This is a genomic window from Pigmentiphaga litoralis (assembly GCF_048632615.1).
Classification (GTDB): domain Bacteria; phylum Pseudomonadota; class Gammaproteobacteria; order Burkholderiales; family Burkholderiaceae_B; genus Pigmentiphaga; species Pigmentiphaga litoralis_B.
This window is the reverse complement of record NZ_CP184479.1, coordinates 3,335,323-3,361,003: the sequence shown is the minus strand read 5'-3', so window position 1 is coordinate 3,361,003 and position 25,681 is coordinate 3,335,323. Positions and strand designations below refer to the sequence as shown.

Annotated in this window: 19 protein-coding genes, 1 tRNA gene and 3 pseudogenes; 9 read left to right on the top strand and 14 right to left on the bottom strand. The window is 63.8% G+C overall.

Annotated elements, in window-relative coordinates:
* Both ACNANG_RS15310 and ACNANG_RS15305 read right to left on the bottom strand, forming a co-directional pair.
* The gene (locus tag ACNANG_RS15310; RefSeq protein ID WP_420223695.1) at positions 1–981 is read right to left on the bottom strand and encodes a Bug family tripartite tricarboxylate transporter substrate binding protein; all 981 of its coding nucleotides are present in this window, start codon (positions 979–981) and stop codon (positions 1–3) included.
* Positions 982–1,097: 116 nt separating this feature from the next.
* A complete protein-coding gene (locus tag ACNANG_RS15305) occupies positions 1,098–1,991 on the bottom strand; it encodes an MBL fold metallo-hydrolase (protein ID WP_420223694.1) in 894 nt (297 codons plus the stop codon).
* A gap of 108 nt (positions 1,992–2,099) precedes the next feature.
* On the opposite strand from ACNANG_RS15305, the gene ACNANG_RS15300 reads away from it, so the two are divergent.
* The 3 genes and pseudogenes from ACNANG_RS15300 to ACNANG_RS15290 all read left to right on the top strand — a co-directional run bounded on the left by ACNANG_RS15300 (position 2,100) and on the right by ACNANG_RS15290 (position 5,179).
* Complete coding sequence (locus ACNANG_RS15300; protein WP_420223693.1) at positions 2,100–3,083, top strand: LysR family transcriptional regulator; 984 nt, start codon at positions 2,100–2,102, stop codon at positions 3,081–3,083.
* A gap of 71 nt (positions 3,084–3,154) precedes the next feature.
* Positions 3,155–3,451, top strand: coding sequence for a hypothetical protein (locus ACNANG_RS15295; protein WP_420223692.1), 297 nt, complete (start codon positions 3,155–3,157; stop codon positions 3,449–3,451).
* 136 nt (positions 3,452–3,587) lie between these two features.
* Positions 3,588–5,179: pseudogene (locus ACNANG_RS15290) on the top strand (phospholipase D family protein).
* Positions 5,180–5,195: 16 nt separating this feature from the next.
* Here the strand turns inward: ACNANG_RS15290 and ACNANG_RS15285 are convergent.
* Complete coding sequence (locus tag ACNANG_RS15285; RefSeq protein WP_420223691.1) at positions 5,196–6,761, bottom strand: glucan biosynthesis protein G; 1,566 nt, start codon at positions 6,759–6,761, stop codon at positions 5,196–5,198.
* A 361-nt stretch (positions 6,762–7,122) separates the two neighbouring features.
* Here ACNANG_RS15285 and bglX point away from each other — a divergent pair.
* The 3 genes and pseudogenes from bglX (at position 7,123) to ACNANG_RS15270 (ending at position 11,516) form a co-directional block, all read left to right on the top strand.
* A pseudogene (gene bglX, locus ACNANG_RS15280) lies at positions 7,123–9,410 on the top strand (beta-glucosidase BglX).
* 277 nt (positions 9,411–9,687) lie between these two features.
* A complete protein-coding gene (locus ACNANG_RS15275; RefSeq protein ID WP_420223690.1) occupies positions 9,688–11,136 on the top strand; it encodes an RAD55 family ATPase in 1,449 nt (482 codons plus the stop codon).
* Between the two features lie 17 nt (positions 11,137–11,153).
* On the top strand, positions 11,154–11,516 hold the full coding sequence (locus ACNANG_RS15270) for a response regulator (protein ID WP_420223689.1): 363 nt from the start codon (positions 11,154–11,156) through the stop codon (positions 11,514–11,516).
* A gap of 61 nt (positions 11,517–11,577) precedes the next feature.
* Here the strand turns inward: ACNANG_RS15270 and ACNANG_RS15265 are convergent, their stop codons facing one another.
* The 3 genes from ACNANG_RS15265 to ACNANG_RS15255 are packed head-to-tail and all read right to left on the bottom strand — an operon-like array spanning position 11,578 to position 15,443.
* Positions 11,578–13,986, bottom strand: a complete 2,409-nt coding sequence (locus ACNANG_RS15265; RefSeq protein WP_420223688.1) for a putative bifunctional diguanylate cyclase/phosphodiesterase — start codon at positions 13,984–13,986, stop codon at positions 11,578–11,580.
* A gap of 39 nt (positions 13,987–14,025) precedes the next feature.
* Entirely contained in the window at positions 14,026–14,379 is a 354-nt protein-coding gene (locus ACNANG_RS15260) for a cupredoxin domain-containing protein (protein WP_420223687.1), read from the bottom strand.
* Between the two features lie 26 nt (positions 14,380–14,405).
* Positions 14,406–15,443 carry a catalase family peroxidase gene (locus ACNANG_RS15255; RefSeq protein WP_420223686.1) on the bottom strand — a complete coding sequence of 346 codons (1,038 nt, stop codon included), beginning with the start codon at positions 15,441–15,443 and terminating at the stop codon, positions 14,406–14,408.
* 272 nt (positions 15,444–15,715) lie between these two features.
* Here ACNANG_RS15255 and ACNANG_RS15250 point away from each other — a divergent pair, with 272 nt between their 5' ends.
* Entirely contained in the window at positions 15,716–17,269 is a 1,554-nt protein-coding gene (locus tag ACNANG_RS15250) for a diguanylate cyclase (RefSeq protein WP_420223685.1), read from the top strand.
* A gap of 113 nt (positions 17,270–17,382) precedes the next feature.
* Here the strand turns inward: ACNANG_RS15250 and ACNANG_RS15245 are convergent.
* From ACNANG_RS15245 to petA, 6 genes and pseudogenes are all read right to left on the bottom strand, one after another.
* A tRNA-Thr gene (locus ACNANG_RS15245) sits at positions 17,383–17,458 on the bottom strand.
* A gap of 51 nt (positions 17,459–17,509) precedes the next feature.
* Positions 17,510–18,046: a ClpXP protease specificity-enhancing factor gene (locus tag ACNANG_RS15240; protein WP_420223684.1), complete on the bottom strand. Its 537-nt coding sequence runs from the start codon at positions 18,044–18,046 to the stop codon at positions 17,510–17,512.
* A gap of 31 nt (positions 18,047–18,077) precedes the next feature.
* Entirely contained in the window at positions 18,078–18,689 is a 612-nt protein-coding gene (locus ACNANG_RS15235; protein WP_179583902.1) for a glutathione S-transferase N-terminal domain-containing protein, read from the bottom strand.
* A gap of 91 nt (positions 18,690–18,780) precedes the next feature.
* On the bottom strand, positions 18,781–19,617 hold the full coding sequence (locus ACNANG_RS15230; RefSeq protein ID WP_420223683.1) for a cytochrome c1: 837 nt from the start codon (positions 19,615–19,617) through the stop codon (positions 18,781–18,783).
* Positions 19,618–19,677: 60 nt separating this feature from the next.
* A complete protein-coding gene (locus ACNANG_RS15225; RefSeq protein WP_420223682.1) occupies positions 19,678–21,063 on the bottom strand; it encodes a cytochrome b in 1,386 nt (461 codons plus the stop codon).
* Positions 21,064–21,208: 145 nt separating this feature from the next.
* Positions 21,209–21,816, bottom strand: a pseudogene (gene petA, locus ACNANG_RS15220) (ubiquinol-cytochrome c reductase iron-sulfur subunit).
* Between the two features lie 448 nt (positions 21,817–22,264).
* On the opposite strand from petA, the gene mscL reads away from it, so the two are divergent.
* Entirely contained in the window at positions 22,265–22,717 is a 453-nt protein-coding gene (gene mscL / locus ACNANG_RS15215; protein ID WP_420223681.1) for a large conductance mechanosensitive channel protein MscL, read from the top strand.
* Between the two features lie 17 nt (positions 22,718–22,734).
* On the opposite strand, the gene ACNANG_RS15210 is transcribed toward mscL, so the two are convergent.
* Positions 22,735–23,541 carry a Nif3-like dinuclear metal center hexameric protein gene (locus tag ACNANG_RS15210; protein ID WP_420223680.1) on the bottom strand — a complete coding sequence of 269 codons (807 nt, stop codon included), beginning with the start codon at positions 23,539–23,541 and terminating at the stop codon, positions 22,735–22,737.
* Between the two features lie 66 nt (positions 23,542–23,607).
* Here ACNANG_RS15210 and ACNANG_RS15205 point away from each other — a divergent pair, with 66 nt between their 5' ends.
* Positions 23,608–24,786, top strand: coding sequence for a trypsin-like peptidase domain-containing protein (locus ACNANG_RS15205; RefSeq protein ID WP_189613431.1), 1,179 nt, complete (start codon positions 23,608–23,610; stop codon positions 24,784–24,786).
* A 131-nt stretch (positions 24,787–24,917) separates the two neighbouring features.
* Here ACNANG_RS15205 and ACNANG_RS15200 read toward each other — a convergent pair whose 3' ends face one another.
* Entirely contained in the window at positions 24,918–25,634 is a 717-nt protein-coding gene (locus tag ACNANG_RS15200) for an ABC transporter ATP-binding protein (protein ID WP_420223679.1), read from the bottom strand.
* Between the last annotated feature and the right edge of the window lie 47 nt (positions 25,635–25,681).

The following is a 25,681-nucleotide window of genomic DNA, read 5'->3' as shown; positions in this document are numbered from 1 at the left end:
TCACTCCACCGTCGCCCCCGACCGGGCAACAATGTCCTGCCACGTTGCGGCTTCCGTCGCCAATTGCGCCGCGAAGGTCGCGGGTGTGTCGTCGGTCAGCACGAATCCTTGCGCCTCCAGGGTCTCGCGCGCTTTCGGATCGCGCTTGGCGTGGCGGACGGCATCGGCCAGTTTGCGCACGACCTCGGGCGGGGTGCCGCGCGGTGCGGCGAGCCCCCACCAGTTGCTGAGCACGCCCTCGGGCGCGCCCGCCTCCGACAGGGTCGGCACATCAGGCAAGGCACGCAGCCGCTGCGAGCCGGCCACCGCCAATGCGCGAATGCGGCCGGAGGCCAGATGCGCACCGGCTACGCCATAGCCCACCAGGAACAGTTGCACGTCATTCGACAGCAGCCCTGTCACACCAGGCTGCGCGCCCTTGTACGGGACATGGACCATGGCGGCTCCGATGGCGTTGGACAAGGCAAACGCCGACAGATGGGGCGCCGTCCCAGCGCCCGGGGACCCGTAATTCAACTTGCCCGGGTGCGCCTTGGCATAGGCCGCGAATTCACGAAACGACGTGGCAGGCACCGAGGCATTCACGAACACGACAGACGGCACGTCGGCCACCCGTGTGACCGGCACGAGATCCTTGAGCGGATCGAACGTCATGTCCTTGTACAGGTACTGGTTGATCACGAAGTTGTTGGTTGCGCCAAGCACCAGCGTGTAGCCGTCGGGCCTGGCCCGCACCGTTTCGGCCGTGCCGATGTTGCCGCCCGCGCCGGCCTTGTAGTCGATGACCACCGGCTGCCCCAGGCGCGCGGACAGCGCAGGAGACAAGGCGCGAAAGGCAATGTCGCCCGCCGCGCCCGCCGCGTAGGGAATGATCACGCGCACTGGCCGTTCAGGCCACTCGGCCAGGACGGAGGACGCGGCGGCAAGCATAAGGAACCCTGTCGCGCAGGCCAGCACGCGGGGCAATGAACATGGCTTCATGACGACTCCCAAGAGTGACGGGGCAAGGACGGACACAGCGGGACGCCGCGGCGGGCACAGCAGCAGGACGCGGCGGCCGGGCACAGCGGCAGGACGCCGCTGCCCGCTCGTTGCGGCTACAGATCGATGCGCATCAGGTCATGCGCCAGGCGCAAGGGCCCGTGATAGTTCTTGCGAATGTCGGCCGCCACTTCGTCCATCAGATGCGGGCCCATCAGGTCGACCGGCAGGTGGTGGCCGGCGGCGCGTTTGAGCACTGGGCTCGTGGAATCGAAATGTCCGAAGTGCGTCGCCACCACGCTTTTGGCGCCCGCCCTGGCAGCGATCACGCCCAGTTCGGTCGGGCTGGTGTGGGCGTAGATGCCCACGCCTGTCTTGGCGCGATGCGCAATGAACGATTCCGGAAACGTGCATTCGTGGATCATCAGGTCGGCATCGCGGGCCAGTTCGACCATGGCATCGCACGGCTTGGTGTCGCCGCTGAACGCCACGACCTTGCCTTCGGCTTCGAACCGCACGCCAAAGCATTCACAGATGTGCTCGGGAATGTGGTCCACGTGCAGCGCGTGAATCCTGACCTCGTCGTCCTCGAACACCAGGCCGGGCGAAATCTCGCGCACATCGGGCCGCACGGCTTCAATATTGGCCTGGCGCAAGGGGTAGGCCGAACGCGCCGCGAAGTCAGTGTGGAATGCGCCGTCTTCAAACAGATGGCGGGCGAAGTTGCGCGTGCCTTTCGGCCCCAGCAGCACGGGCGATCCTTTGCGGTTCATCATCCAGCTCGAGATCACGAAGTAGGGAAAGTCGCCGATGTGATCATGATGCAGGTGGGTCAGGAACACCACGCCGACATCGGCCGGGTTCACGTTGGCCCGCACCATCTGGCGGGTCGCGCCCTCGCCACAGTCGAACAGGTAATGTTTGCCGGAATCGAGGGAAATGAGGATGGCGGATTGGCCGCGATCGGGATCGGGCAACGCGGCGCCCGTACCCAGCATGGTGATTTTCACAAGCAGCTCCTTGAAAGGCGTGTGAAAAGTATCGGTGGCATCGGTATTCCCTACTAATGAATTATGCTGATCCATCGATAACCGGCAGGAATTCCGAGGCGTCCGTCCATGCACCCGCAACTCGACTCGCGACTGTTGTCCCGCCTCAGGCTGCGGCACCTGGAATTGCTGGATGCCCTGGGCGAAACCCGGAACATCCATCACGCCGCGCCACGGCTGAACCTGACGCAGCCGGCGGCGAGCAAGCTCTTGCAGGAGATCGAGACCTTGTATCGCACGCGCCTGTTCGAACGCCACCCTCGAGGTGTCACGCCGACCGACGCGGGCGCGTCGGCCATCCGCTGGGCGCGGCAACTGCTGTTTTCGGTCGGGGAATCGGTGGCCGAAGCCCACCTGATGGCGCGCGGCGCCACGGGCCGGGTCCGCATCGGCGCGTTGCCGGTGGCGATTCCCATGCTGGTGACGCGCATGCTGGATACCCTGGCGCAGACCGCACCGGATCTGGTGGTGACGCTGGTGGAAGGCGGCGGCGACACCGTGCTGCCTGCGCTGGCCCGTGGCGAACTCGACCTGGTGCTGGGCCGCCTGACCGGCGACGTCCACACGACGCAATTCACGCATCACGTGCTGTACCAGGAGCCGGTCTGCCTGGTCGCCAGCCCCACGCACCCGCTGATCGCGCGCGGACGCATCGGCTTTCAGGACCTGGTGGATGCGCGCTGGATCCTGCCGCCTGAGCTGGCGCCGCTGCGGCGGGAGTTGGACGCCATGCTGCTGGCCCATGGCGTGCACCGGCCCATGCCCCGCATCGAAACCATGTCCTTGCTGCTGATGCAGATCCTGCTGGCGCGTGGCGACCGGATCGCGGCCATGCCCCTGCATGTGGCCGAGCACTACGCCGCGCAGCATCTGCTGGGCATTCTGGACCTGGACCTGCCCATTCGCATGCCCCCCGTCGGGATGATCCTGCTGGCGGGTGCGCGTCCGGCGGCCGCCGTTCAAGTGGTGATCGACACCATCCAGGCAGTGGCGCAAGCCCATCTTCCCACTCCCCCATTGGCCGATTCCCCCCATCATCCGGCGCAGGCATAATGGCTCATCCGACAGTGACCCCACCCGACTTCGCCCATAGCGAAGGCCACCCCCCAGAAGGTCCCGCCGCCATGCCTCGCCTGCTTATCGTTTCCGCCGCGCTTGCGGCCATGTTGTCGTTGTCCGCCTGCGGCAGCAGTGTTTCGCTGGCCGAACCGCAGCCCATCCGGGGCTACGTGTCGAACGTGGGCGCCTTCCAGAACTTCATTGCAACGCGGCCAACGCCGTCGGGCTTCCGGCGCATGTATCCCGACGTGCAGCTGGTGCTGCCGCAAGACATCGCCACGATGGAAATGCGGAACAACAACAGCCGCTATTTCGCCCAGATGGATAACCAGGGCCGCATCGTGGGCGGCAGCTTCCGCTAGCAAGGCTATCCCGCGCCTGACGGGGGCAGCGTAGCCGTTGCGCACCTCGACCCGGGCCGGCTCGCACCGTTTCTTTTCAGGTTTTTTGAATGCTCATTGCCGTCTTTGTTTTGCCCATCCGGTCGGGAAGCCTCACATGACCGGACAGGGCTTGTCGCGCCTGCCCGCAGGCCGCGGATTTGTCGTTGAAGGCGGGTGGCGTGCCAGCTGCACCGCCGTGCTGCTGGCAGCCGCCCTGTCCCTGGGCGGCTGTGCTCTGCCTTCCCAGGAAGGCCGCCCCGAATCGCAGGCCATCAGCGCGGCCGAAGGCGCAACGACCCGCATCGGCCGGTCGCTTGCCGCCGCCGCGTCCGCCCACCCCGGCCTGACCGGCATCAGCCCATTGGCGGATGCCCGCGAAGCATTCGCCGCGCGCATGCTGTTCGTGCGCGGCGCCGAGCGCACGCTGGACGTCCAGTCCTACATCTGGCACAAGGACGCGACGGGCACGTTGATGTTGCAGGCACTGCACGAGGCCGCCGAGCGCGGCGTGCGGGTGCGGCTGCTGCTGGATGACAATGGCACCGCAGGCCTGGATGACGCCCTGGCCGCGCTGGACCGCCATCCGAATATCGAGGTGCGGCTGTTCAATCCGTTCACGGTCCGGTCCCCCAAGGCGATCGGCTACCTGACGCACTTTGACCGCGCCAACCGGCGCATGCACAACAAGTCGTTCACGGTGGACAACCAGGCCACCATTATCGGCGGACGCAATATCGGCGATGAGTATTTCGGCGCGACGGACGACGTGGTCTTTGCCGACCTGGACGTGATCGCGGTGGGCGCGGTGGTGCCGGACCTGTCGAAAGACTTCGACCGGTACTGGGCCAGCCTGTCGGCCTATCCCGTCAACCGCGTCCTGGCCTCCAAAAGCCGGTGCCGCTGGCCGAAGCCCTGCCCCCACTGGCCGACGACAACGCGCAGGCCAATCGCTACCGCAAGGCGCGCGACGAATCCCGCCTGCTCGACACGCTGTACGAAGGCAAGATCGATTTTCAGTGGAGCAAGGTGCGGATGGTCAGCGACGATCCGCGCAAGGGCCTGGGCGAAGCGCCCGACAACAAGCTGATGATGCCGCGGCTGCTGCAGTTGCTGGACACGCCGCGCGACAGCCTGGACCTGGTGTCGTCGTATTTCGTGCCGGCCGAGAATGGCACGGTCGCGTTCACGCAGATGGCGGACAGCGGAGTCAAGCTGCGCATTCTGACCAATGCGCTGGAAGCCACCGACGTGGCGCCCGTGCATGCCGGGTATGCCAAACGCCGCAAGGCTTTGCTGGCGTCCGGCATCACCCTGTACGAGATGCGGCGCCAGCCGGGCACCGAGCCTTCGGATGTCGGCGGTCCCTTCGGCAGTTCGGGGTCCAGCCTGCATGCCAAGACGTTTGCGGTCGACCAGAAACGGATGTTCGTGGGTTCGTACAACTTCGACCCGCGATCCGAAAAGCTCAATACCGAACTGGGCTTTGTGATCGACAACCCCAATCTGGCCAAAGCCATTCATGAGGCCTTCGAAGAGAAGATTCCGCAAGCCTCCTACGAAGTCCGGCTGGACGACAAGGGCGACCTGTACTGGCTGGGCTACAACGACGGCAAGCAGGTTCGCTGGGACTCGGAACCGAACACCGGATTGCTGAAACGCGCGGCCATCCGGGTGTTGTCATGGCTGCCGATCGACTGGTTGCTGTAGCCGATCGGCCCGCCGTTTATCGCCCCACCGTGACCGAGTTCGGCGGGATCTGGTAGCTCCAGGTCTCGCTCAACACCTTGTCGCCCTGCGCCAGCGCCGCACGCAGTTCGACCGCCTGCGAAGGATCGTTCACCTTGACCCGCAGATTGATGCGATAGCCGCGGATGACCGGATTGCGTTCCAGCGACTGATGCAGGATCTCCGCATTGCCGCTGTAGCTGACCACGGGCCGCACCGCGGCGTCCGCGGGCAGATTGGCCAGCGACGCGCCTTCGAAGTCGACCAGCAGGCCCACGCTGCCGTCCAGATGACGCATCAGGTTGGCCTGCGTGATCTCGCCCGCGGTGCGCAGGGTCTGTTTCACGTAGGCCATGTCCTTGTCGATCAGCGCCGGCTCGTTCATGGTCCAGTGCATGCGGTAGTCGTACTGCATGGGCTGGCCCTTGGCGGGCTTGGCATCCGGCGTCCAGAAGGCCACGATGTTGTCGTTCGTTTCATCGGGCGTCGGGATCTCGACCAGTTCGACCTGGCCCTTGCCCCAATCGCCTTGCGGCTCGATCCACGCGCTCGGGCGCAGGTCGTAACGGTCTTTCAGGTCTTCGTAGCGCGAAAATTCCCGGCCGCGCTGCAGCAGGCCGAAGCCCTTGGGCTGGTTCACACGAAAGGTGCTGACGGCCAGGTCGCGCGGATTGTTCAGCGGACGCCACAGCCATTCCCCGTCGCCGGTGTGGATGGCCAGCCCGTTGGAATCATGCAGCGCAGGACGGTAGTTTTGCGTGCTGTCGGTGCGCTGGTTCGGTCCGAACAGGAACATGCTGGTCAGCGGCGCAATGCCGATCTTGTTGACGTTGCTGCGCGAAAAGACGCGCGATTGCACGTCCAGCACGGCGTCGTCACCGGGGCGCAGCGTGAACCGGTAGGCGCCGGTGGCGCGCTGCGAGTCCATCAGGGCGTAGATCACCAGCTGGCGATCCTGCGGCTTGGGGCGCTCGATCCAGAACTCACGAAAGGCCGGGAATTCTTCGCCACTGGTCAGCGCCGTATCGATGGCCAATCCGCGCGCCGACAGGCCATACACCTGCCCCTTGCCGATCACCCGGAAGTAGCTTGCCCCCAGGACGCTCATGATCTCGTCCTGCTTGTCTTTCTGGTTGATCGGATAGAGCACGCGAAAGCCCGCATACCCCAGCCGGGCTGTCTGGTCCTTGTCGAAGTGCAGGTCGCCAAAATGGAAGCGTTCGGGGTCGTAGCGGATTTCCTGCACGCCCTGCGGCGTGATCTCGCTGATGCGCACCGGGGTGTTGAAGTGCATGCCCTGGTGATAGAAGCTGAGCTTGAACGGCGTATCGAGGTCTTTCCACTCCACCTTGTCGGCGCGCGGCTGGATCTTCATATAGTCGGCGAACTGCATGCGGCTGAACACCGGCGGCAGATTGCTGGCCGGCGCGGCGTACGGTTTGTCCACCAGCGCCTTGGCCTTGGCAGTCACGTCGTCCAGCGAGAAGGCATGGGCCTGTGCGGCGCCCAGCAACAGGCCAAGACATGAAAGGCTTATCGACGCCAGCACCGAAGGACGACGCACGGAAGCTCTGATGGCAAAAAAGACCACGGAAATCTCCAGAAATTTGCGATGGAACGCGGACAGCCGACCGTCCGCCATCCGCAAAGTATCACGATGCCGGGCCGCCGCCGCGGGTAAACCATAGCAGATGAAGCCGCGCGGCCGCGGCTGAGCACGTAAGGACGCGCTCGCCAGGTGGCGCATCTACAATAGGGCAGTCCGGCCGCCGCCAAGACGAACAGGCGGCCGATCGATCGACGCGTTGCCCCACCCGCCTTATGCAGGCAGGTCCGCACGTCACCGCATCAACGTGCATGCCGCGCCGGGGCCTGGATGGCCCCGGGCACGACGGCCTGCCACCCGAGATTGTCGCCTCATGAAAATGTTGTGTTCGCTGGCGATCGTCGCCAGTCTGGTCAGCCTTCCTTCCTTGGCCGCCACCCCGGCTCCGCTGCTCGACAACAAGCCGGCCTTCATTGCCGGGCTCATCAAGAAGATGACGCTGGACGAGAAGATCGGCCAGTTGCGGCTGATCAGCATCGGCACGGAAATGCCCCAGCCGCGCATCCTTCAGGAGATCGCGGCCGGCCGCATCGGCGGGACCTTCAATACCGTCACCCCCAGCGAAAACCGCCCCCTGCAAGACGCCGCGGTCAAACACAGCCGCCTGGGCATCCCGATCTTTTTGCCTATGACATCGTGCACGGCCATCGCACGGTGTTTCCGATCAGCCTGGGGCAGGCATCGAGCTGGGACATGGACGCGATTGCCCTGGGCGCGCGCACGTCCGCCATCGAAGCGTCCGCCGACGGGATCGACATGACCTTCGCGCCCATGGTGGATATCTCCCGCGACCCGCGCTGGGGCCGGACGTCGGAAGGCTTTGGCGAGGATCCGCACCTGGTGTCGGAAATCGCGAAAGTGACCGTGCGGGGCTTTCAGGGCACGTCCGCCGCCAACCGCGACAGCCTCATGGCCAGCGTGAAGCACTTCGCGCTGTATGGCGCGGTGGAAGGCGGCCGGGACTACAACACGGTGGACATGAGCCCGATGCGCATGTACCAGGACTATCTGCCTCCCTATCGCGCGGCGATCGACGCTGGCGCGGGCGGCGTGATGGTGGCCTTGAACTCCATCAACGGCGTGCCGGCCACGTCCAACACCTGGCTGATGCACGACCTGCTGCGCAAGGACTGGGGCTTCAAAGGCGTTACGGTCAGTGACCACGGCGCGATCACCGAACTCGTGCGTCATGGTGTCGCGCAAGACAACCGGGAAGCCGCCCGCCTGGCCATCAAGGCCGGCATCGACATGAGCATGCATGACGCCCTGTACCTGCAGGAGTTGCCCGGACTGATCAAGTCCGGCGCCGTGTCGATGCGCGAGATCGACAATGCCGTGCGCGAAGTGCTGGGCGCCAAGTACGACATGGGCCTGTTCCACGACCCGTACCGCCGCATTGGCGTGGCCGCGAACGATCCGGCCGACGTCAACGCCGAAAGCCGCCTGCACCGTGCCGCGGCACGCCAGGTGGCGCGCGCGTCCATGGTGCTGCTGGAAAACCGCAACCAGACCCTGCCCCTGAAAAAGAGCGGCACGATCGCCCTGGTCGGCCCGCTGGCCGATTCGCAGCTGGACATCCTGGGCAGCTGGTCGGCGGCTGGGGTCGCCAGGCAGGCGATCACGCTGCGCCAGGGCCTGCGGGACGTGGCGGGCGACAAGGTGCGCGTGGTCTATGCGCGAGGCGCCAACATCACCAACGACGAACGCATCGTCGAATATCTGAACTACCTGGACAGCGACAATCCCGAAATCATCCAGGACAAGCGCTCGCCGGCGGACATGATCGCCGAAGCCGTCAAGGTGGCCGAAGAGGCCGACGTGATCGTGGCTGCCGTGGGCGAATCGCGCGGCATGTCGCATGAATCGTCCAGCCGGACGCGCCTGGACATTCCGGCCAGCCAGCGCGCCTTGCTCGAAGCGCTGAAGGCCACCGGCAAGCCGCTGGTGCTGGTGCTGATGAACGGCCGGCCGCTCGAGCTGACCTGGGAACAGGCCAACGCCGACGCCATGCTCGAAACCTGGTTCAGCGGCACGGAAGGCGGCCATGCGATTGCCGACGTGCTGTTCGGGGACTACAACCCGTCGGGCAAGCTGCCGGTGTCGTTCCCGCGGTCGGTGGGACAGATCCCGACGTACTACAACCGCCTGCGCGTCGGCCGGCCGTTCGTGGAAGGCAAGCCGGGCAACTACACCTCGCAGTACTTCGAAGAAAAGAACGGCCCGCTCTACCCTTTCGGCTATGGCTTGAGCTACACCGATTTCCAGGTCTCGCCCATTACGTTGTCGGCCCCGGTCATGGCACGCAAGGGCAAGGTGGACGCATCGGTCACGGTCCGCAACACGGGCGCCCGGGATGGCGAAACGGTGCTGCAGCTGTACATCCATGACGAAGCCGCATCGGTCGTGCGCCCGGAAAAAGAACTGAAGGACTTCCGCAAGGTGTCCCTGAAGGCGGGCGAAAGCCGCACGATCACATTCACCCTGGACGAAAACGACCTGAAGTTTTTCAATGCCCGCCTGCAGCAGGTGGCCGAAGCGGGCCGGTTCGCCGTGCAGATCGGGCTGGATTCGCAGAACGTGCAGCAGGCCGAGTTCGAATTGCGGTGACCCGCCCTAAAGTCGTTACCAAATGCCATAGCGACAGAGTAAGGACTCACGCTACTATCCACCGATGAGCACCGGTCGTGGCGCCCTGCACGGGCACCGACTTTTTCGCACCGCGTGCCCCCTGCGACCCGCGCGGCGGCGCGTCCCATCGGTTCCAGACCAAAGGTTTCCATGAAGCATCGGACATGCAGCGCGCCTGACGGCGCCTGCCTTTCCCTTGACGCCGTACTACCCATGCGTGCATCGCCGGTGCGCATGACGATTGAGGAATGACGACGTGGTGAACCGTTTGAAGCGCCTGAAAAGTACCGTTCCCGGTCTTGACGATATCCTGTGCGGCGGATTCGTCGAAGGGGCGTCCTACATCCTGCGCGGCCGGCCCGGCGCTGGCAAGACCATCCTGGCCAATCAGATCGCCTTTGCGCAAGCCCGGGATGGCAACAGCGTCATGTACGTGACGCTACTGGCGGAATCGCACGAACGCCTGTTCGAAGCCTTGTCCACGCTGGACTTCTACGACGCCCAGTACGTCGGCAGCAACATGACCTACGTCAGCCTGTTCCAGACGCTGCGGTCGGAAGGACTGGACGCCGTCGTGACCATGCTGCGCAAGGAGATGGCGCGGCGCAATCCGACCATGCTGGTGGTGGACGGCCTGCTGACCGCCCGCGATGCCGCCGACGACTCGCTCGACGTCAAGACCTTCGTGGCCGAACTGCAGGCCAACGCCGCGTTTTCCCGCTGCACGATCCTGCTGCTAACCAGCGCCCAGCCCGGCGACGCCAGCCCTGAACACACCATGGTCGATGGCGTGGTCGAATTGCACGAAGACTTTGCCGGCGCCCGCACGTCGCGCCGTCTGCAAGTCACCAAATCACGTGGCAGCGGTGCGTTGTCGGGGCTGCATCACTACGAAATCACGCAGGCCGGCATGGCCGTCTTTCCGCGGTTGGAAGCGTTGCTGTCCCGCCCGTCCATGCTGGACGCCGCCCCGCCCGACCGGCTGGCCAGTGGCGTTGACGGGCTGGACGACCTGATCGGCGGCGGCATTCCCGCAGCGTCGGTCACGTTGGCGATGGGACCCTCGGGCACCGGCAAAACAACCCTTGGCCTGTCGTTCCTCAAGTTTGCCACGCCCGAACGTCCGGCCGTGATGCTCAGTTTTGCCGAATCGCCACAGCGGCTGTTCCGCAAGGCCACCGCCATTGGCATCGATCTGGAATCGATGGTGGCAACCAAGGCGGTCACCTTGATCTGGTGCCCGCTGACCGAAAGCCTGGTGGACAGGATCGCCTACGAATTGCTTGACGCTGTCGCTGCGGTCAACGCGTCGCGCATCGTCATCGACGGCTACAGCGCCCTTGAACGCACCATGATCGACAAGACGCGTGTCGTCGAATTCTTCTCGGCGCTCGGCAACGAGCTGAAAGGCCGCGGCGCCACCGTCGTTGCAACCTGGGAAACGCGCAACCTGTTCGGTTTGCGCGCAGAAAGTCCGACACCCGAAATATCGGGCATCGTCGACAACCTGTTCCTGCTCAAGCAACACCCCGCGGGTGCGGACCTGCGCCGTGTCCTGGGCATTCTCAAGATACGCGATGGTTTCTATCCAGCGTCGATGTACGAGATCGCCGTCGGCCACGGTGGCCTGCAGATGTGCGGCAAATTCGACGTCACCAACCCGCCTCCGGACGAGCCGCGCGCGCCGGTTCCCCAGGTTCAGTAGGGCGGAGCCGGCATCTTATGACCAAGATCGTGGTAGTCGATGACGAGAGCCTGCTCGTAGACGTCCTTGCCTTCGCGCTGGAAGACGAAGGGTACGAGGTCGTGCTCGCCTATCACGGCAAGATGGCGCTCGACCTGATCCTGGCGTCACCCCCGGCCCTTGTCATTACCGACTTCATGATGCCGCTCATGACGGGTCTGGAACTCGCCCAGGACCTGAAGGCGCGTCCGGAATACCAGGACCTGCCCATCATCCTGGTCAGCGGCGCGCAGGGCGCCCTGGCGCGCCGTCACCCTGAACTGTTCGCGAAAGTGTTCGACAAGCCCTATTCGCTGCCCGACCTGCTCGAACAGGTGCTGGAATTGGCGGGGCCGGCCTGAGGGCAGCTGCAGCGCAGGGCCGGGTTGACGACTTGCACCCGCCGTGTGGCGCGAAGCCGGACTATGCCGAAACACCCACACAGTAGCGGTCGATCAGACCGATGGTATCCAGCGCGGGTTTGGGCGGGCTGACCAGATAGCCCTGGATGTCCCAGCATCCTTCAGCCTGCAGCACCTTGAGCTGTTCCGCGGTTTCCACGCCCTCGGCCAGTATGGACATGCCCAGCGACCTTCCCAGGCTGATCACGGCCCGCACAATGGATACCGAGTCCTGTTCGGACAATCGCTGGATGAACGATTGGTCGATCTTGATTTTGTCGAACGGAAACTTCTGCAGATAGCTCAGCGACGAATAGCCCGTTCCAAAGTCATCCATGGAAATGCTGACCCCGAGCTTGCGAAGTTGATGCAGCGTCGCCAGGACCGCCGCGTTGTCTTGCAGCAGAAGCGATTCGGTGATTTCCAGTTCGAGCCGGTTGGGTGCCAGACCCGACAAGGCCAGCGCGCTCGCCACATCCCCAACGAGATCGTGGTTGCGAAATTGAATGGACGACAGATTCACCGCAATGTTGACGTTCTCTGGCCAACCCGCCGCTTCCCTGCAGGCCTCGTGAAGTACCCAGCGGCCGATGTGCTTGATGAGTCCAAGCTCTTCGGCCACGGGAATGAAATCCATGGGCGATACCACGCCGCGCTGCGGATGGTTCCACCGCAGCAGCGCTTCGAAGCCTGAGATTTCCTGTTGCGCCGTGTTGACCAAGGGCTGGTAGAACAGCTCGAACTCCTGTCTTTCCAGCGCCACGCGCAACGCGACTTCAAGGCTGCGCCGCGCCTCGTGCAGCGCGTCCATTTCGGCCTCGAAGAACCGATAGGTGCCGCGCCCTTCGGACTTGGCGCGATACAGCGCAAGGTCGGCGCTTTTCAGGAACAGGTCCGCGGCAAGCGGCCCTTGTGCGGGCAGGACATCCTTGAGGGTCGCAATGCCCACGCTCGCGCCAATCTGGATCAGCTGCGAATCGATTTCAAACGGCGCGTTCAATGCTTCGACGATCCGATTGGCCAGGGCCCGCGTGTCGGCCAGCTGCGGAACGTCTTTCTGGATGATGGCGAATTCATCGCCCCCCAACCTGGCGACGAGATCGGTTTCCCGCGTACAGCCGCGCAAACGTTCGGCAACTGCTTGCAGCAACGCGTCCCCCATGGGATGCCCCAATGAGTCGTTCACGTTCTTGAAACCGTCCAGGTCAAGGCTGAGAACGGCCAGCCCCGTGTCGCGCGGTTGCTGACGGAGCGTCTGTTCCATGTGTTCGCGGAACAGCACCCGATTCGGCAGGCCGGTCAGGGCATCGTGGCGAGCCATGTGGGCAAGCTTAATTTCGATCTTCCGGCGTTCGGTGATGTCTTCATACGTCGCCACCCATCCGCCGGTCGCGATCTGCTGGCGCGATACCGCGATGACCCTTCCGTCGGACAAGTCATGCGACAGCGCGATGACCGGGCTGCGGCTGAGCAAGGGCATCAACTCCGCATCGGTCGTGATTTCATCCGCCAGCCGGCCCAGTTCCGGCGTGCCGAACATTTCGGCAAACCGCCGATTGAAAACGATCAGACGGTGAGACGCATCGAACAGGCAAAGGCCTTGCGTCATGTTGTTGAGTGCTGCCTGGAAGCGGCTGTTCTGGACGGCCAGTTCGTCTGCGTGGGCCGTGACCTGCCTGGCCATCAATCCATTGATGCGTTCGAGATTGGCGGCAATGCTGGACTGCATGGCGGCCAGCGCCGAGAGCAGTTGTCCGGCCTCGCCACCGCTGCGCGTGTCGATGGCATTGTCCAGTTTGCCGCTTGCGATCAAGGCAGCGATACGTACCGCATTGCGAAGCGTGGGAATGATCGAGCGACTGAGCAAGACCGTGATCGCCAGGGCCAGAAGAACCGATGCACCGATCGCTATCCACGTCTGGCGTTCGGACTCGTCAACGAGCCGGCCGACGTTCTTCCGGTACCGGAATCCGTCGCCCGCGTAGATTTCCACCAGCGTATCGAACCCGTTCTGGATGGCGTCCAGTTCCGCCAGCGACAGGCCGGACTGCCGGGACGGAACAGCCAACGCCTCCACTCGCTGGCGCAGTTTGCCGGCGGCATCCTTGGCTTCCGCCGACATGGCTCTGTCACGCGCGACTTCCAGATCGGCCAGCACGTCGTCGATGGCGGGCTTGAACGCGGCAAGGGGGCTGCTGGAAGCGGACGCCTGACCCGGGACCCCCAATGCCTGCTGCAGGTACGCCGTCTTGATCGCCATCAAGCCATTCTGGGATGCCCGCAGATAACTGACGGCCATGAAGGTCCCGTCGTAGATCTGCGTTGCCATCGCGCCCACTTCCTTTTGCGATCGCTGCATGAAACCGCCAAGCAAGAGGGTGATCAGTGTGAGGCTCAGGCATCCCACAAGCAGTTTGAAACGGATAGACATGACGATTCTTTGTGATGCCTGGTTGACCGGGTGATACGTTCAACGCTTCGTTGCGGCAGACTTGCCGACGCTGACGTGCAGACGCATTCTGGGATGAATGCCACACAGCACATCGAATTCGCCCGGAACGGGAAACTTCACCGTCACCACGTCACCGGGCGCCTGTTCGTTGGAATCAAAATTGAATCCCGATGACGACACATAGATCTGATGCAGAAACTCGTCTTCGTTGGTGAAGTTGACGGTGTCGCCCGCCACGACACGCACGTTGGCCTGGTCGAACTGACGGTTCTTTTGCATGACCGTCAGCGGCTGCGCCGCGGTCACGGCACCCATGCAGATCACGGCGGCAATCATCAGGCCGACACGGGTCGGGGCCGTGTGTCGTGGCAATGGAGCAGGCAGGTGTCCGGGATTCATCATGGATGTGCAGCAGCGCCGTGGCTGGGGTTCCGACGTACGTTGGACACTCGATAGGCACGATTACGTGCAACGAGCATGGGATCGGCCGACGGAGAAATCCCGGCGACCAGGCTCAGTGGCGTGAACAGCATGGATCGCTGCCTTGCCGCGCCATCCGCCACGACATGCCGGAGCGTCAGGGTCCCGGCGTTGACGACCGGACGGTCGTCAGGCCAGGGCGTCGAGCCGTCCAGCACCGAATCGCCTGCCTGGGCGATCTGTACCATCATCCTGAATTGGGCCGCCCCGGCCCTGAGGCGATGATGCAGTTCGTGCGCAAGGTAGTCGGGGCGTTGACCGGCAGCCTCCGCTGCCGACAGATAGCCGGTGCCTGCCACGGGCTCGAGCCGGTAACGCCCATAGTGACTCACGCCCGCGGCATTGGTGAACCGGAAGGCGTTGACGCCGTAATAGGCTTCACGCGCATAGCTTTGAGGCGCCAGGGACGGCGTGGCCGCAAAGGCCTGTGCTGCCGGATGCGTATGCAGGAAGCGGTTGATTTCTGACGGATCCGGCGATCCCAGCGCGCGCAGGAATTTCAGGAAGTCTTCGGGCGTGGCCGCGGGAAACCCGTTGTAGGAATGCGCCACGATGTCGGTATCGCCGCCGTCGGGCAGAAAGAACTTGATCGACATGCCCCGAGGGTTGCTCATGGCGTCGTTATCTGCAATCGCGGGCAGTCCGGAAAAGTTCGAGAAACGCACGACGACCGGAATGGCGGGGCCTTGGAAATGGACCGCGCGACTCAGCAATGCGGCGTGTTCGGTGGGCACGAACGTGCCTTCGGCAAGCAATCCCTTTGCGTGCACCGCTCGCACACCCGCGCGTGGACCGCGGAACAGATGGTCGAACGCTTCCACGATCTGCGTGGCGATCAGGGTCGGATTGCCAGCGGGGCCGGCTGGAACCCCTTCCTGTGCGGACGATTCATTGGCCAGAGACAGCGCAAGCAACAACGCGGCAACGCATACGCCGCCAAGTCTGAGCGTGTTCATTTTTCTTCTTGAAGGCATATCGCACTCCACCTGCCGCGATCGATGGGAACCCTCGTGGCGTGGAGCATCGACATCGGATCGGGGGGATGGGAGCCGTGCTTCGGTTCGGCGGCCTGATGATCGTTTTTGCCGAAGTCTCCATCGGCTTTACGGCGCTTTCGCAACGAAACTGAGGCCTTCGAGGTAACCCTTTGTGTGCGCTTACTGGCTGCGTTAACCTTGCACCGCCTGCCCAAGGGTCATTGGCATCTCTGATATAGGTTCGACCGGCATTGAACGCTTCATCCCACGTCGCCGATGGCCACCCGGTCCGTCTGAACAAGACAAGACAGCCGGCCACCGGCCTGGTTTGCTTGATCACCGTCCTGGCATGCCTGCTCGTCATCGCAGCGGCGGCGTCGTTCATTCTGTCTGCCCGTGCCGCGCAACTGCGGGACGCGCAGGTATCCAACACCAACATTGCCCGGATGATCGCGGTGCAGGTCGAGCTGACCCTCAAGACCGCCAGCTTTGCCTTGGCCGACCTTTCCGAACGCGTTGAGGTGGGCGGCACCCACCCAGCGGCCTTGCAGCGCCTGGAAGCGCACCTGGCGCAGGTGGCGATGACGACTCCGGAACTGCATGGCCTGTTCGTCTATGGCGCCGATGGCTCCTGGCTGGCGACGTCATTGAGCCGGCCGGTCAAAGGCAATAACTCGGATCGGCAGTATTTCCGATACCACGTCGATCATGCGGATCGCGGCGTACATGTGGGCGCGCCCGTGAAAAGCCGGTCGACCAACGTCTGGGTCATTCCGGTGTCGCGTCGAATCGATCGGCCCGACGGCAGCTTTGGAGGCGTGGTTCTGGTCACGCTTCGCGTCAACTTCTTTGAACGCATCTATGACGACCTGAACGTGGGCGAAACCGGCACGGTGCTGGTCGCGCTCAATGACGGCACCTTGCTGTACCGGCGGCCCTTCGACGAACAGGTGATCGGGACGGACATTTCGCAAGGCCCCGTCATGCAGGCCTTGTCGACGCAGTTCAGCGGTTCATCGGTGCTCGTTGCCAAGATCGACAACATCGAGCGGCTGTACAGCTACCGTCATGTCGAAGGCTTTCCTTTCATCGTGGCCGTTGGCCGCACAAAGGACGAATTGCTGGGCCCATGGAAGCATTCGAGTGTGCTGATCGGCAGCGCGGTCGTTCTGATCTGCCTTATGTTCTCGCTGCTTGCGCGCAAGTTGATGGAACAATTTGCGATCCGGGACACGCTGGGCGAGAAACTGCGCGCTTATTCGGACGAACTGGAGCAGAACAATCTTGGCCTGCAGGTCCTGGCCCACACCGACACGCTGACGGGCCTGCCCAACCGGCGGACCTTCGATGAAGTGCTGGAACAGGAGTTCAAACGCGCGGAACGCAGCGGGGAATTCCTGTCGCTGATCCTGCTGGATATTGATTTCTTCAAGCAGTTCAATGACCGATATGGCCACGTGGCGGGCGATAGCGTGTTGCGCCAGGTTGGCGTCGTCCTGTCCGAGCAGGCCAGCCGGACGGGCGATCAAGCCGCCCGTTATGGGGGTGAAGAGTTCGCGGTGATCCTTCCCGCCACGGACGGCGCGGGCGCGGTTGAAGTCGCCGAGCGCATCCGCAGGGCCATCCTGGCGCTGCAAATCGCCCACGACGTCTCGCACATCGGGCGGATCAGCGCCAGCTTTGGCGTCGTTACAGTCAGGCCGGCGACGAAACCGGCGCTGCCCATTACCGACCTGATCATTCGCGCGGACGCTCGCCTGTATGAAGCCAAGCGCATGGGAAGGAACACGGTGTGTGACCGCTGACCGGGCTGGTGGCTTGGCTGCCTGATTGCCTGCTTGCACGTTTCCGGCGGCGCCAGACGAACAAAAGGCCAGTCACGATGACTGGCCTTCTGCTTTACGTTCTTGAATCTGGGTGGTGCCGGCTATAGGAGTCGAACCCATGACCTTCGCATTACAAGTGCGCTGCTCTACCAACTGAGCTAAGCCGGCAACAAGGTCAGCATTATAGCCACGAAAATGCGGACCTCTGGCGCGGACGGCTTATTTAATTACCGTGAGTCGCGGACGACCTTTTTCCGGGCTGGGCGGCGACGGCGGATCAGTGTCATCGTCGCCGCTGGCACCCGGCGTGTCGTCATCGGCCGCCGGCACGGCGGTCAGAGCCGGACGCGCGCCATGGTCGGCGGCAGTGTCGCCGTCGGCCGAACCCATCGTACCGTCTTCATCCGCGGCGCCGGCAATGCCGACCGGCCGCTTGGCGGCGGGCGGCGTGGCCTCGAAGGCCATGCCGTGGCCGGTTTCGCGCGCGTAGATCGCGGTCACGGCGTCCACCGGTACCGAGATCTGGCGTGCGACGCCGCCGAAGCGCGCCTGGAATTCGATGTACTCGTTGCCAAGATCGAGCTTGCTGGTCGCCAGACGGCCGACGTTCAGCACGATCTCGCCATCCTTGACGTGCTCTCGCGGGACGGCGACACGTTCGTCGACGGTGACCGCAAGAAAAGGGGTGTAGCCGTTATCGGTACACCACTCGTGCAGCGCGCGGATGAGATAGGGCTTGGTGGAGGTTTCGCTCATACGTGTCTGCCAGCTATCAGGACGTGCCGAATCAACGGCGCATCACCTTCTCGGACGGCGTCAGCGCTTCGATGTAGGCCGGCCGCGAGAAAATACGCTCGGCATACTTCTGCAGCGGGGCCGCGTTTTTCGGGAGTTCGATACCGTAGTGATCCAGGCGCCAGAGCAGCGGCGCGATGGCGACGTCGAGCATCGAGAACTCGTCGCCCAGCATGAACTTGTTCTTCAGGAACATGGGCGCCAGTTGCGCCAGACGGTCGCGGATCTGCAGGCGGGCCTGGTCCAGCGCCTTTTCGTCGCTCTTGGACTCACGCGATTCCAGCGTGGTCACGTGCACGAACAATTCCTTTTCGAAGTTGAACAGGAACAGGCGCGCGCGGGCGCGCATGACGGGGTCGGCAGGCATCAGCTGCGGATGCGGAAAACGCTCGTCGATGTACTCGTTGATGATGTTGGATTCGTACAGCACCAGGTCGCGTTCGACCAGGATCGGCACCTGGCCATACGGATTCATCACAGAGATGTCTTCAGGCTTGTTGTAGAGATCGACGTCGCGGATCTCGAAATCCATGCCTTTTTCGAACAGCACAAAGCGGCAGCGCTGGGAAAACGGACACGTGGTTCCGGAGTAAAGCACCATCATGGCAGGGTCCCCGTGAGATGTTAAAGATAGAAGCGTGAAAGGCCAGCGGCCGCATTTGCGGACGCTGGCCCCGGAAATGTAGCCTGAAAAGCTACTTGATGTCTTTCCAGTACACCGAGTTCAGTCGCCAGGCAATGATGGTGAACACGGCAAGGAAGAGCAGAACCCAGACGCCCAGGCGGGTGCGCTGCTGGGCGGCAGGCTCGGACATCCAAGTCATGAAGGCGACCAGGTCGGCCACCTGATTGTCGAAGACCGCGGCCTGGGCCGGGTTTTTCGGGACGATACGGCTGACCGAACTTTCGTGCCCATGATAATTCGGGACGGGCTCCCGAGTCACGGTCGGCACGCCGTTTTCGTCGTGGACGGTGGTGATGCGTTCCCAGCCGTGCTCGCCTTCCGCCGCGTGCATCGCGACGGTGGTGACGGTGTGCGGGCCCTGTTCCTGCCACAGCACGTGGGGCATGGCGACGCTGGGGAACACCAGGTTGTTCCACCCCGTGGCCTGGGCCTGGTCACGGTAGAAGGTGCGCAAATAGGTGTAGATGTAGTCGGAACCGCTGGGGCCGGCGTTGGCCGACTTGGCGCGGGCGATCACCGACAGGTCGGGCGGCGCGGCGCCGAACCATTCCTTGGCGTCTTTTGGTGTCATGGCCACCGTCATCAGGTCGCCCACCTTTTCGCCCGTGAACAGCAGGTTCTTGCTGATCTGCTCGTCGGTCAGGCCGATGTCGCGCAGGCGGTTGTACCGCATGGACGACGCCGAATGGCAGTTCAGACAGTTGTTCACGAACAGTTTTGCGCCGTTCTGCAAGGCCGACAGGTCGTTGCTGCGGAAGGGCGCGGTATCCAGCGGGAACCCGCCTTCAGCGGCATAGGCCCCCGAGCAGGTCAGCATCAGGATCAGGGCACCGAGAAGCTTCTTCATCTTGATATCCGTAATGGCATGCCGGTCCGGGGCGTTCGCGCCCGGACCCGGTCGAACTCTTCAGTGGGCGGCGAACGTCACGCGGTCAGGCACCGGCTTGAACGTACCCAGGCGGCTCCAGATCGGCATGAGCAGGAAGAACGCCAGGTAGATCAGGGTGCCGATCTGCGACATGAGGTTGAAGACGTCGTTCGGCGCTTGCGTGCCGAGGTAGCCCAGGATCAGGAAGTTGATCATGAACACGGCGTACAGCGCCTTGTGCCAGCCCGGACGGTAGCGGATCGACCGCACCGGCGAGTGGTCCAGCCACGGCAGGAAGAACAGGATCACGACCGCGCCGCCCATCATCACCACGCCAAAGAACTTGGCGTCGAAGACCTGCAGCAGGACAGCCAGGACCAGCAGCACCACCGTGACCGCCAGCTTGAGCTTGAAGTTGAAGCGGCCCTTGACGAAGATCGCGGCGGCGGCCAGCACGGCGAGCACCGTCAGCACCATTGCGAAGTCGGACGTGACCGCGCGCAGCATCGAATAGAACGGCGTGAAGTACCAGACCGGGGCGATGTGCGGCGGCGTCTTGAGCGCATCGGCCGGGATGAAGTTGTTGTACTCAAGGAAGTAGCCGCCCATTTCCGGGGCGAAGAACACGATCGCGCTGAAGATCATCAGGAAGATCGACACGCCGAACAGGTCATGCACCGAGTAGTACGGGTGGAACGGAATGCCGTCGAGCGGAATGCCGTTTTCGTCTTTGTGCTTCTTGATTTCGATGCCGTCGGGGTTGTTCGATCCCACTTCGTGCAGCGCGATGATGTGCGCCACGACCAGGCCCAGCAGCACCAGCGGCACGGCAATGACGTGGAACGAGAAGAAGCGGTTCAGGGTGGCGTCGGACACGACGTAGTCACCGCGGATCAGCAGGGCAAGGTCGGGGCCGATGAAAGGAATGGCGGCGAACAGGTTCACGATCACCTGGGCGCCCCAATACGACATCTGGCCCCAGGGCAGCAGGTAGCCCATGAAGGCCTCGGCCATCAGACAGAGGAAGATCGCCACGCCGAACACCCAGACCAGTTCGCGCGGCTTGCGGTACGAGCCATAGAACAGGCCGCGCAGCATGTGCAGGTATACCACCACGAAGAACATGGATGCGCCGGTGGAATGCATGTAGCGGACGAGCCAGCCCCACGGCACTTCGCGCATGATGTATTCGACCGACTGGAACGCGCGTTCCGCATCGGGCTTGTAGTGCATGACCAGGAAGATCCCGGTCACGATCTGGATCACCAGGACCAGCAGCGCCAGCGAACCAAAGAAATACCAGAAGTTGAAGTTCTTCGGTGCGTAGTACTCGGACAGGTGCGCTTTCCAGGTCGAGGTGAGCGGAAAGCGGGCGTCGACCCAACCTACGATGCCTGTTGTCTCGACATTCTTCTCGCCAGCCATGACGTGCTGCTCCTTTTGCTCGGCGGTTTACCGGATCCGTGCTGCGCCTGGCGCAGCCGGCGGGACCCGGCATTCACTAACGTGTGTGTACTGTTTCAGTAACGCGGGTGACCCCGCGCCATATCGAACAACCCGAGGAACAGCGTCAGGCCTTGGTCTTGGCGTCGACACCCACGATGATGCGGGAATCGGACAGGAACTCGTAGGGGGAATCGTCAGGTTGTCTGGCGAAGGCTTGTTCTTGTATACCCGGCCGGCCATGTCGAACGTCGACCCGTGGCAGGGGCACAGGAAGCCGCCGTGCCAGTCGGCCGGCAGGCTGGGCTGCGGACCTTCGGCAAAGCGCGTGGAGGGCGAGCAGCCCAGATGCGGGCAGATGCCGACCGCCACCAGGTATTCCGGCTTGATGGACCGGTATTCGTTGCGCGCGTATTCGGGCGTGATTTCGGCCGGGTTGCGTTCGGACTTGGGGTCGGCCACCAGCGGATCGGTCGCCTTGAGCGACGCCAGCTGTTCAGGCGTGCGGCGCACGATCCAGACAGGCTTGCCGCGCCATTCGACCGTGCGCATTTCGCCCGGCTTCATGTCGCCGACGTCGACTTCGACCGGCGCGCCGGCAGCCTTGGCGCGCTCGGACGGCGCGAAGGTGCTGACGAAGGGGACGGCGACACCGACTGCAGCGGCGCCACCGACGGCACAGGTGGTGCCAACCCAGAAGCGGCGTTCGGCATCCATCACATTGTCCTGACTCATTGAACGACCCTCAGATCCTTAACGCGCGGCGTCTACCGCTCGCAGTACTAGATTCGTGCATTCCTGCACGCCCAGGCTGGGACACTGTCCGGTACTACTGTCTCCGGCGCTAGTCACCCGCATGCGCGCGTGTCATGCGCTGTTGTGCTTTTCATTGCGGTGGTGCTAATGCGGTGTTCTGGCTTGCGTGTTGTACAGCGTATTGTGTAGCGGGTTTTTCTGGCGATTTTTATGGCTATCGTGTCTCGCGCCCTGCAACCGCTTGCAGCTGCCCAATCAGGCAACCTGTTCCAGGGACTTCTTAACCTTCGATTATACCGTAATGGCCGCGGTGTTCTACAGCTTATGGCGAAAGTTCCCCAGATGTTGAGGAAACGGTAGCGCTTTGTGTCAAAGCCGGTTGATACTTGGCGCGACAGCAGGATCACAACCGAGGGAAGGAGCAAGCATGAGCATCATGAAGGAATTCCGCGCGTTCGCCATGCGCGGCAATGTGGTCGATCTGGCGGTCGGCGTGATCATCGGCGCGGCGTTCAGCAAGATCGTGGATTCGCTGGTCAAGGACATCATCATGCCGCTGGTCAATCTGATCCTGGGGGGATCGGTCGACTTCAGCAACAAATTCCTGGTCTTGCGGCTGCCGGCCGACTACAGCGGGCCGATGACCTACGACGCGCTGACCAAGGCCGGCGCCACCGTGCTGGGCTGGGGCAACTTCGTCACCATCCTGATCAACTTCATTTTGCTGGCGTTCGTGATCTTCTGGATGATCAAGCTGATGAATCGCGCCAAGGCGCGCTTCGAGCGGGAAGAACCCGCCGCCGCGCCGGCCGCCCCGCCGGAAGACGTGGTGCTGCTGCGCGAAATCCGGGACGCCCTGACGCGACAGCGGCTGGGTTGAGCGGCAGGGGCGCGCGGTCAGACCGGGTTGTTGATGTCGACGAAGTCCACGCGCACCCCGAACCGTGCGGCGATGGCCTCGCCCAGGGCCTGAACGCCGTACCGCTCCGTGGCGTGATGTCCGGCGGCAAGGAATCCGACGCCTGTTTCGCGCGCCAGGTGCACGGTTGGTTCCGATACCTCGCCAGTGATATAGGCGTCGGCGCCGGCGTCGATGGCGTCCTGCAGCATGCCCTGCGCCGCGCCCGTGCACCACGCGATGCGAGACACCGGCTGGTTCGGGTCGCCCACGACCAGCGGCGGGCGTTGCAGGCGCTGGGCCACCCGGTCGGCCAGCGCGCCTAGCGTCCGGATGCCATCGGCCCGGCCCAGCCAGATCAGGCCATCGCTCCCCGTCTGTTCCGGCTTGCCATCGGCCAGGTTGGGCGTGATGCCCAGCACGCGCGCCAGTTGGGCGTTATTGCCCAGCACCGGGTGGGCATCCAGCGGCAGGTGGTAGGCCAGCAGATTCAGGTCGTGTCCCAGCGTGAGCGCCAGCCGGGTCCGGCGAATGCCTCGCACCCGGGGATCCTCGTTCTTCCAGAACCAGCCGTGATGCACCAGCAGCGTATCCGCCCCGACCGAGATCGCATGACGAATAATTGCCTCGGAAGCCGTCACCCCGGCGATAATATGGCGGATCACGGGGCGTCCTTCGACCTGAAGCCCGTTCGGACAGTAGTCGCGGAACCGGTCCGACTGCAGCTCGGCGGCCAGCCATGACACCAGATCCTCGCTGCGCACGCTGCCCTGCCCTTCCGCACCCTGGCAGTTCGACGAGGGCATCCCGGTTTGCGTTTGCAGTGGTTCGCCTGCCATCATTGTCAATCTCCTACGTCCAGAAGTGTTTACATGCGCCGACTATGGCTGATATTCGCCCAGACCACGACTGTCTGTCTGGCCATTTTATTCATCGTGGCGACGTTGCGTCCGGAATGGCTGCCGCGCAGCGGCGGGCCCAATGGCGCCATGGTGGTCCCGTTCTTCGAAGCGGCGCCCCCCGCCACCGCGCCGGCCGCCGCCGCCACGTCGTCGTACGCGCTGGCGACGCGCAAGGCCGCGCCGGCCGTGGTCAACATCTTCACGAGCAAGGACGCCCCGCAGTCGAACACCCATCCTTTTGCCGATGACCCGGTGTTCCGCCGGTTCTTTGGCGACGAGTTCAATCCCCGCCGGCAGCAGACCTCCAGCCTGGGCTCGGGCGTGATCGTCAGCCCCGAAGGCTACGTACTGACCAACAACCACGTGATCGAAGCGGCCGACGAGATCGAAGTCGCCCTGGCCGACGGCCGCAAGGGCAAGGCGATGCTGGTCGGCGCCGATCCCGAAACCGACCTGGCCGTGCTGAAACTGACCCTGCCCACCCTGCCCGCCGTCACCTTCGGCCGGGCCGAAGACCTGTCCGTGGGCGATGTGGTGCTGGCCATTGGCAACCCCTTCGGTGTCGGCCAGACGACCACGATGGGGATCGTGTCGGCGCTGGGCCGCACGCACCTGGGCATCAATACCTTCGAAAACTTCATTCAGACCGACGCGGCGATCAACCCGGGCAATTCGGGCGGCGCGCTGATCGACGCCAGCGGCAACCTGGTGGGTATCAACACGGCCATCTATTCGCGGTCGGGCGGCTCGCTGGGGATCGGCTTTGCGATCCCGGTCAGCACCGCGCGGCAGGTCATGGAACAGCTGATCACGTCCGGGTCGGTCACGCGCGGCTATATCGGCGTGGAACCGCAAGACCTGACGAGCGAGCTGGCCGATGCCTTCAAGCTGTCGCGCCGTGAAGGGGTGATCATCGCGGGCGTCGTGCGCGGCGGCCCGGCGGCCAAGGCCGGTATCCGCACCGGGGATATCGTGGTGTCGGTGGACGACAAGGGGATCACCGACACGACCACCATGTTGAACGCGATCGCGGCGCTGGCGCCGGGCACCAAGGTCAAGATCAAGCTGGTGCGGGGCGGGCAGGAATTCGACTCGGTAGTGACCGTGGCGACGCGTCCGCAACCACGGCGGGAACCGCAGACGCCCTGATGACGGCCCGCGGCGTTGGCGGCAGTTCGATCCCTGCCCTGTCACCGCAGCCATGAAAAAACGCCAGTGCTGGCAACAGCCTGGCGTTTTTCATGTCGTGCCCGCGGCGCACGGCGGCACCCGCGTGGCCGTCAGTGCTTGCCCAGTCCCAGATAGCTTTCAACGACGCGCGGGTCATCCGCCAGTTCGCGGGCCGGGCCCGACAGCACCACCTTGCCGGTTTCCAGCACATACGCGTAATCGGCCGTCTGCAAGGCCGCGCGGGCATTCTGCTCGACCAGCAGGATGGCCACGCCGCGCGCCTTAAGTTCGTTGATGATGTGGAAGATCTCCTTCACGATCCTTGGCGCCAGTCCCAGGGACGGTTCATCCAGCAGCAGCAGGCGCGGCTTGGCCATCAGGGCGCGTCCCAGCGCCAGCATCTGGCGCTCGCCCCCGGACAGCGTGCCAGCCAGTTGCTTGCGGCGGTCTTTTAGCCGGGGAAACAGCGTGAAGATTTCGTCCATCGACTCGGCCTGATCGCGTTTCCCGCGGCGGTACCGCGAGAAGGCGCCCAGCAGCAGGTTGTCTTCCACCGTCATCTCGCCGAACAGTTCGCGCTTTTCCGGAACGAGGTTGAGCCCGAGCGCCACCATTTTTTCAATCTCGGGCTGGGGCTGCACGACGCCATCGATGGCCACGGTGCCGCGGGACGGCAGCAGGCCCATGATGGCGGACAGCATGGTCGTCTTGCCGGCGCCGTTCGGGCCGATCACGGTCACGATGCTGCCGGATGGCACGATCAGATCGGCGCCGTGCAGGGCTTCGACCTTGCCATAGGACACGTGCAGGTCTGAGACAGTCAGCAAGGCAGGCGCGGACGAGGCGGCTGCAGAGGTAGCGAAGGCGGACGTGG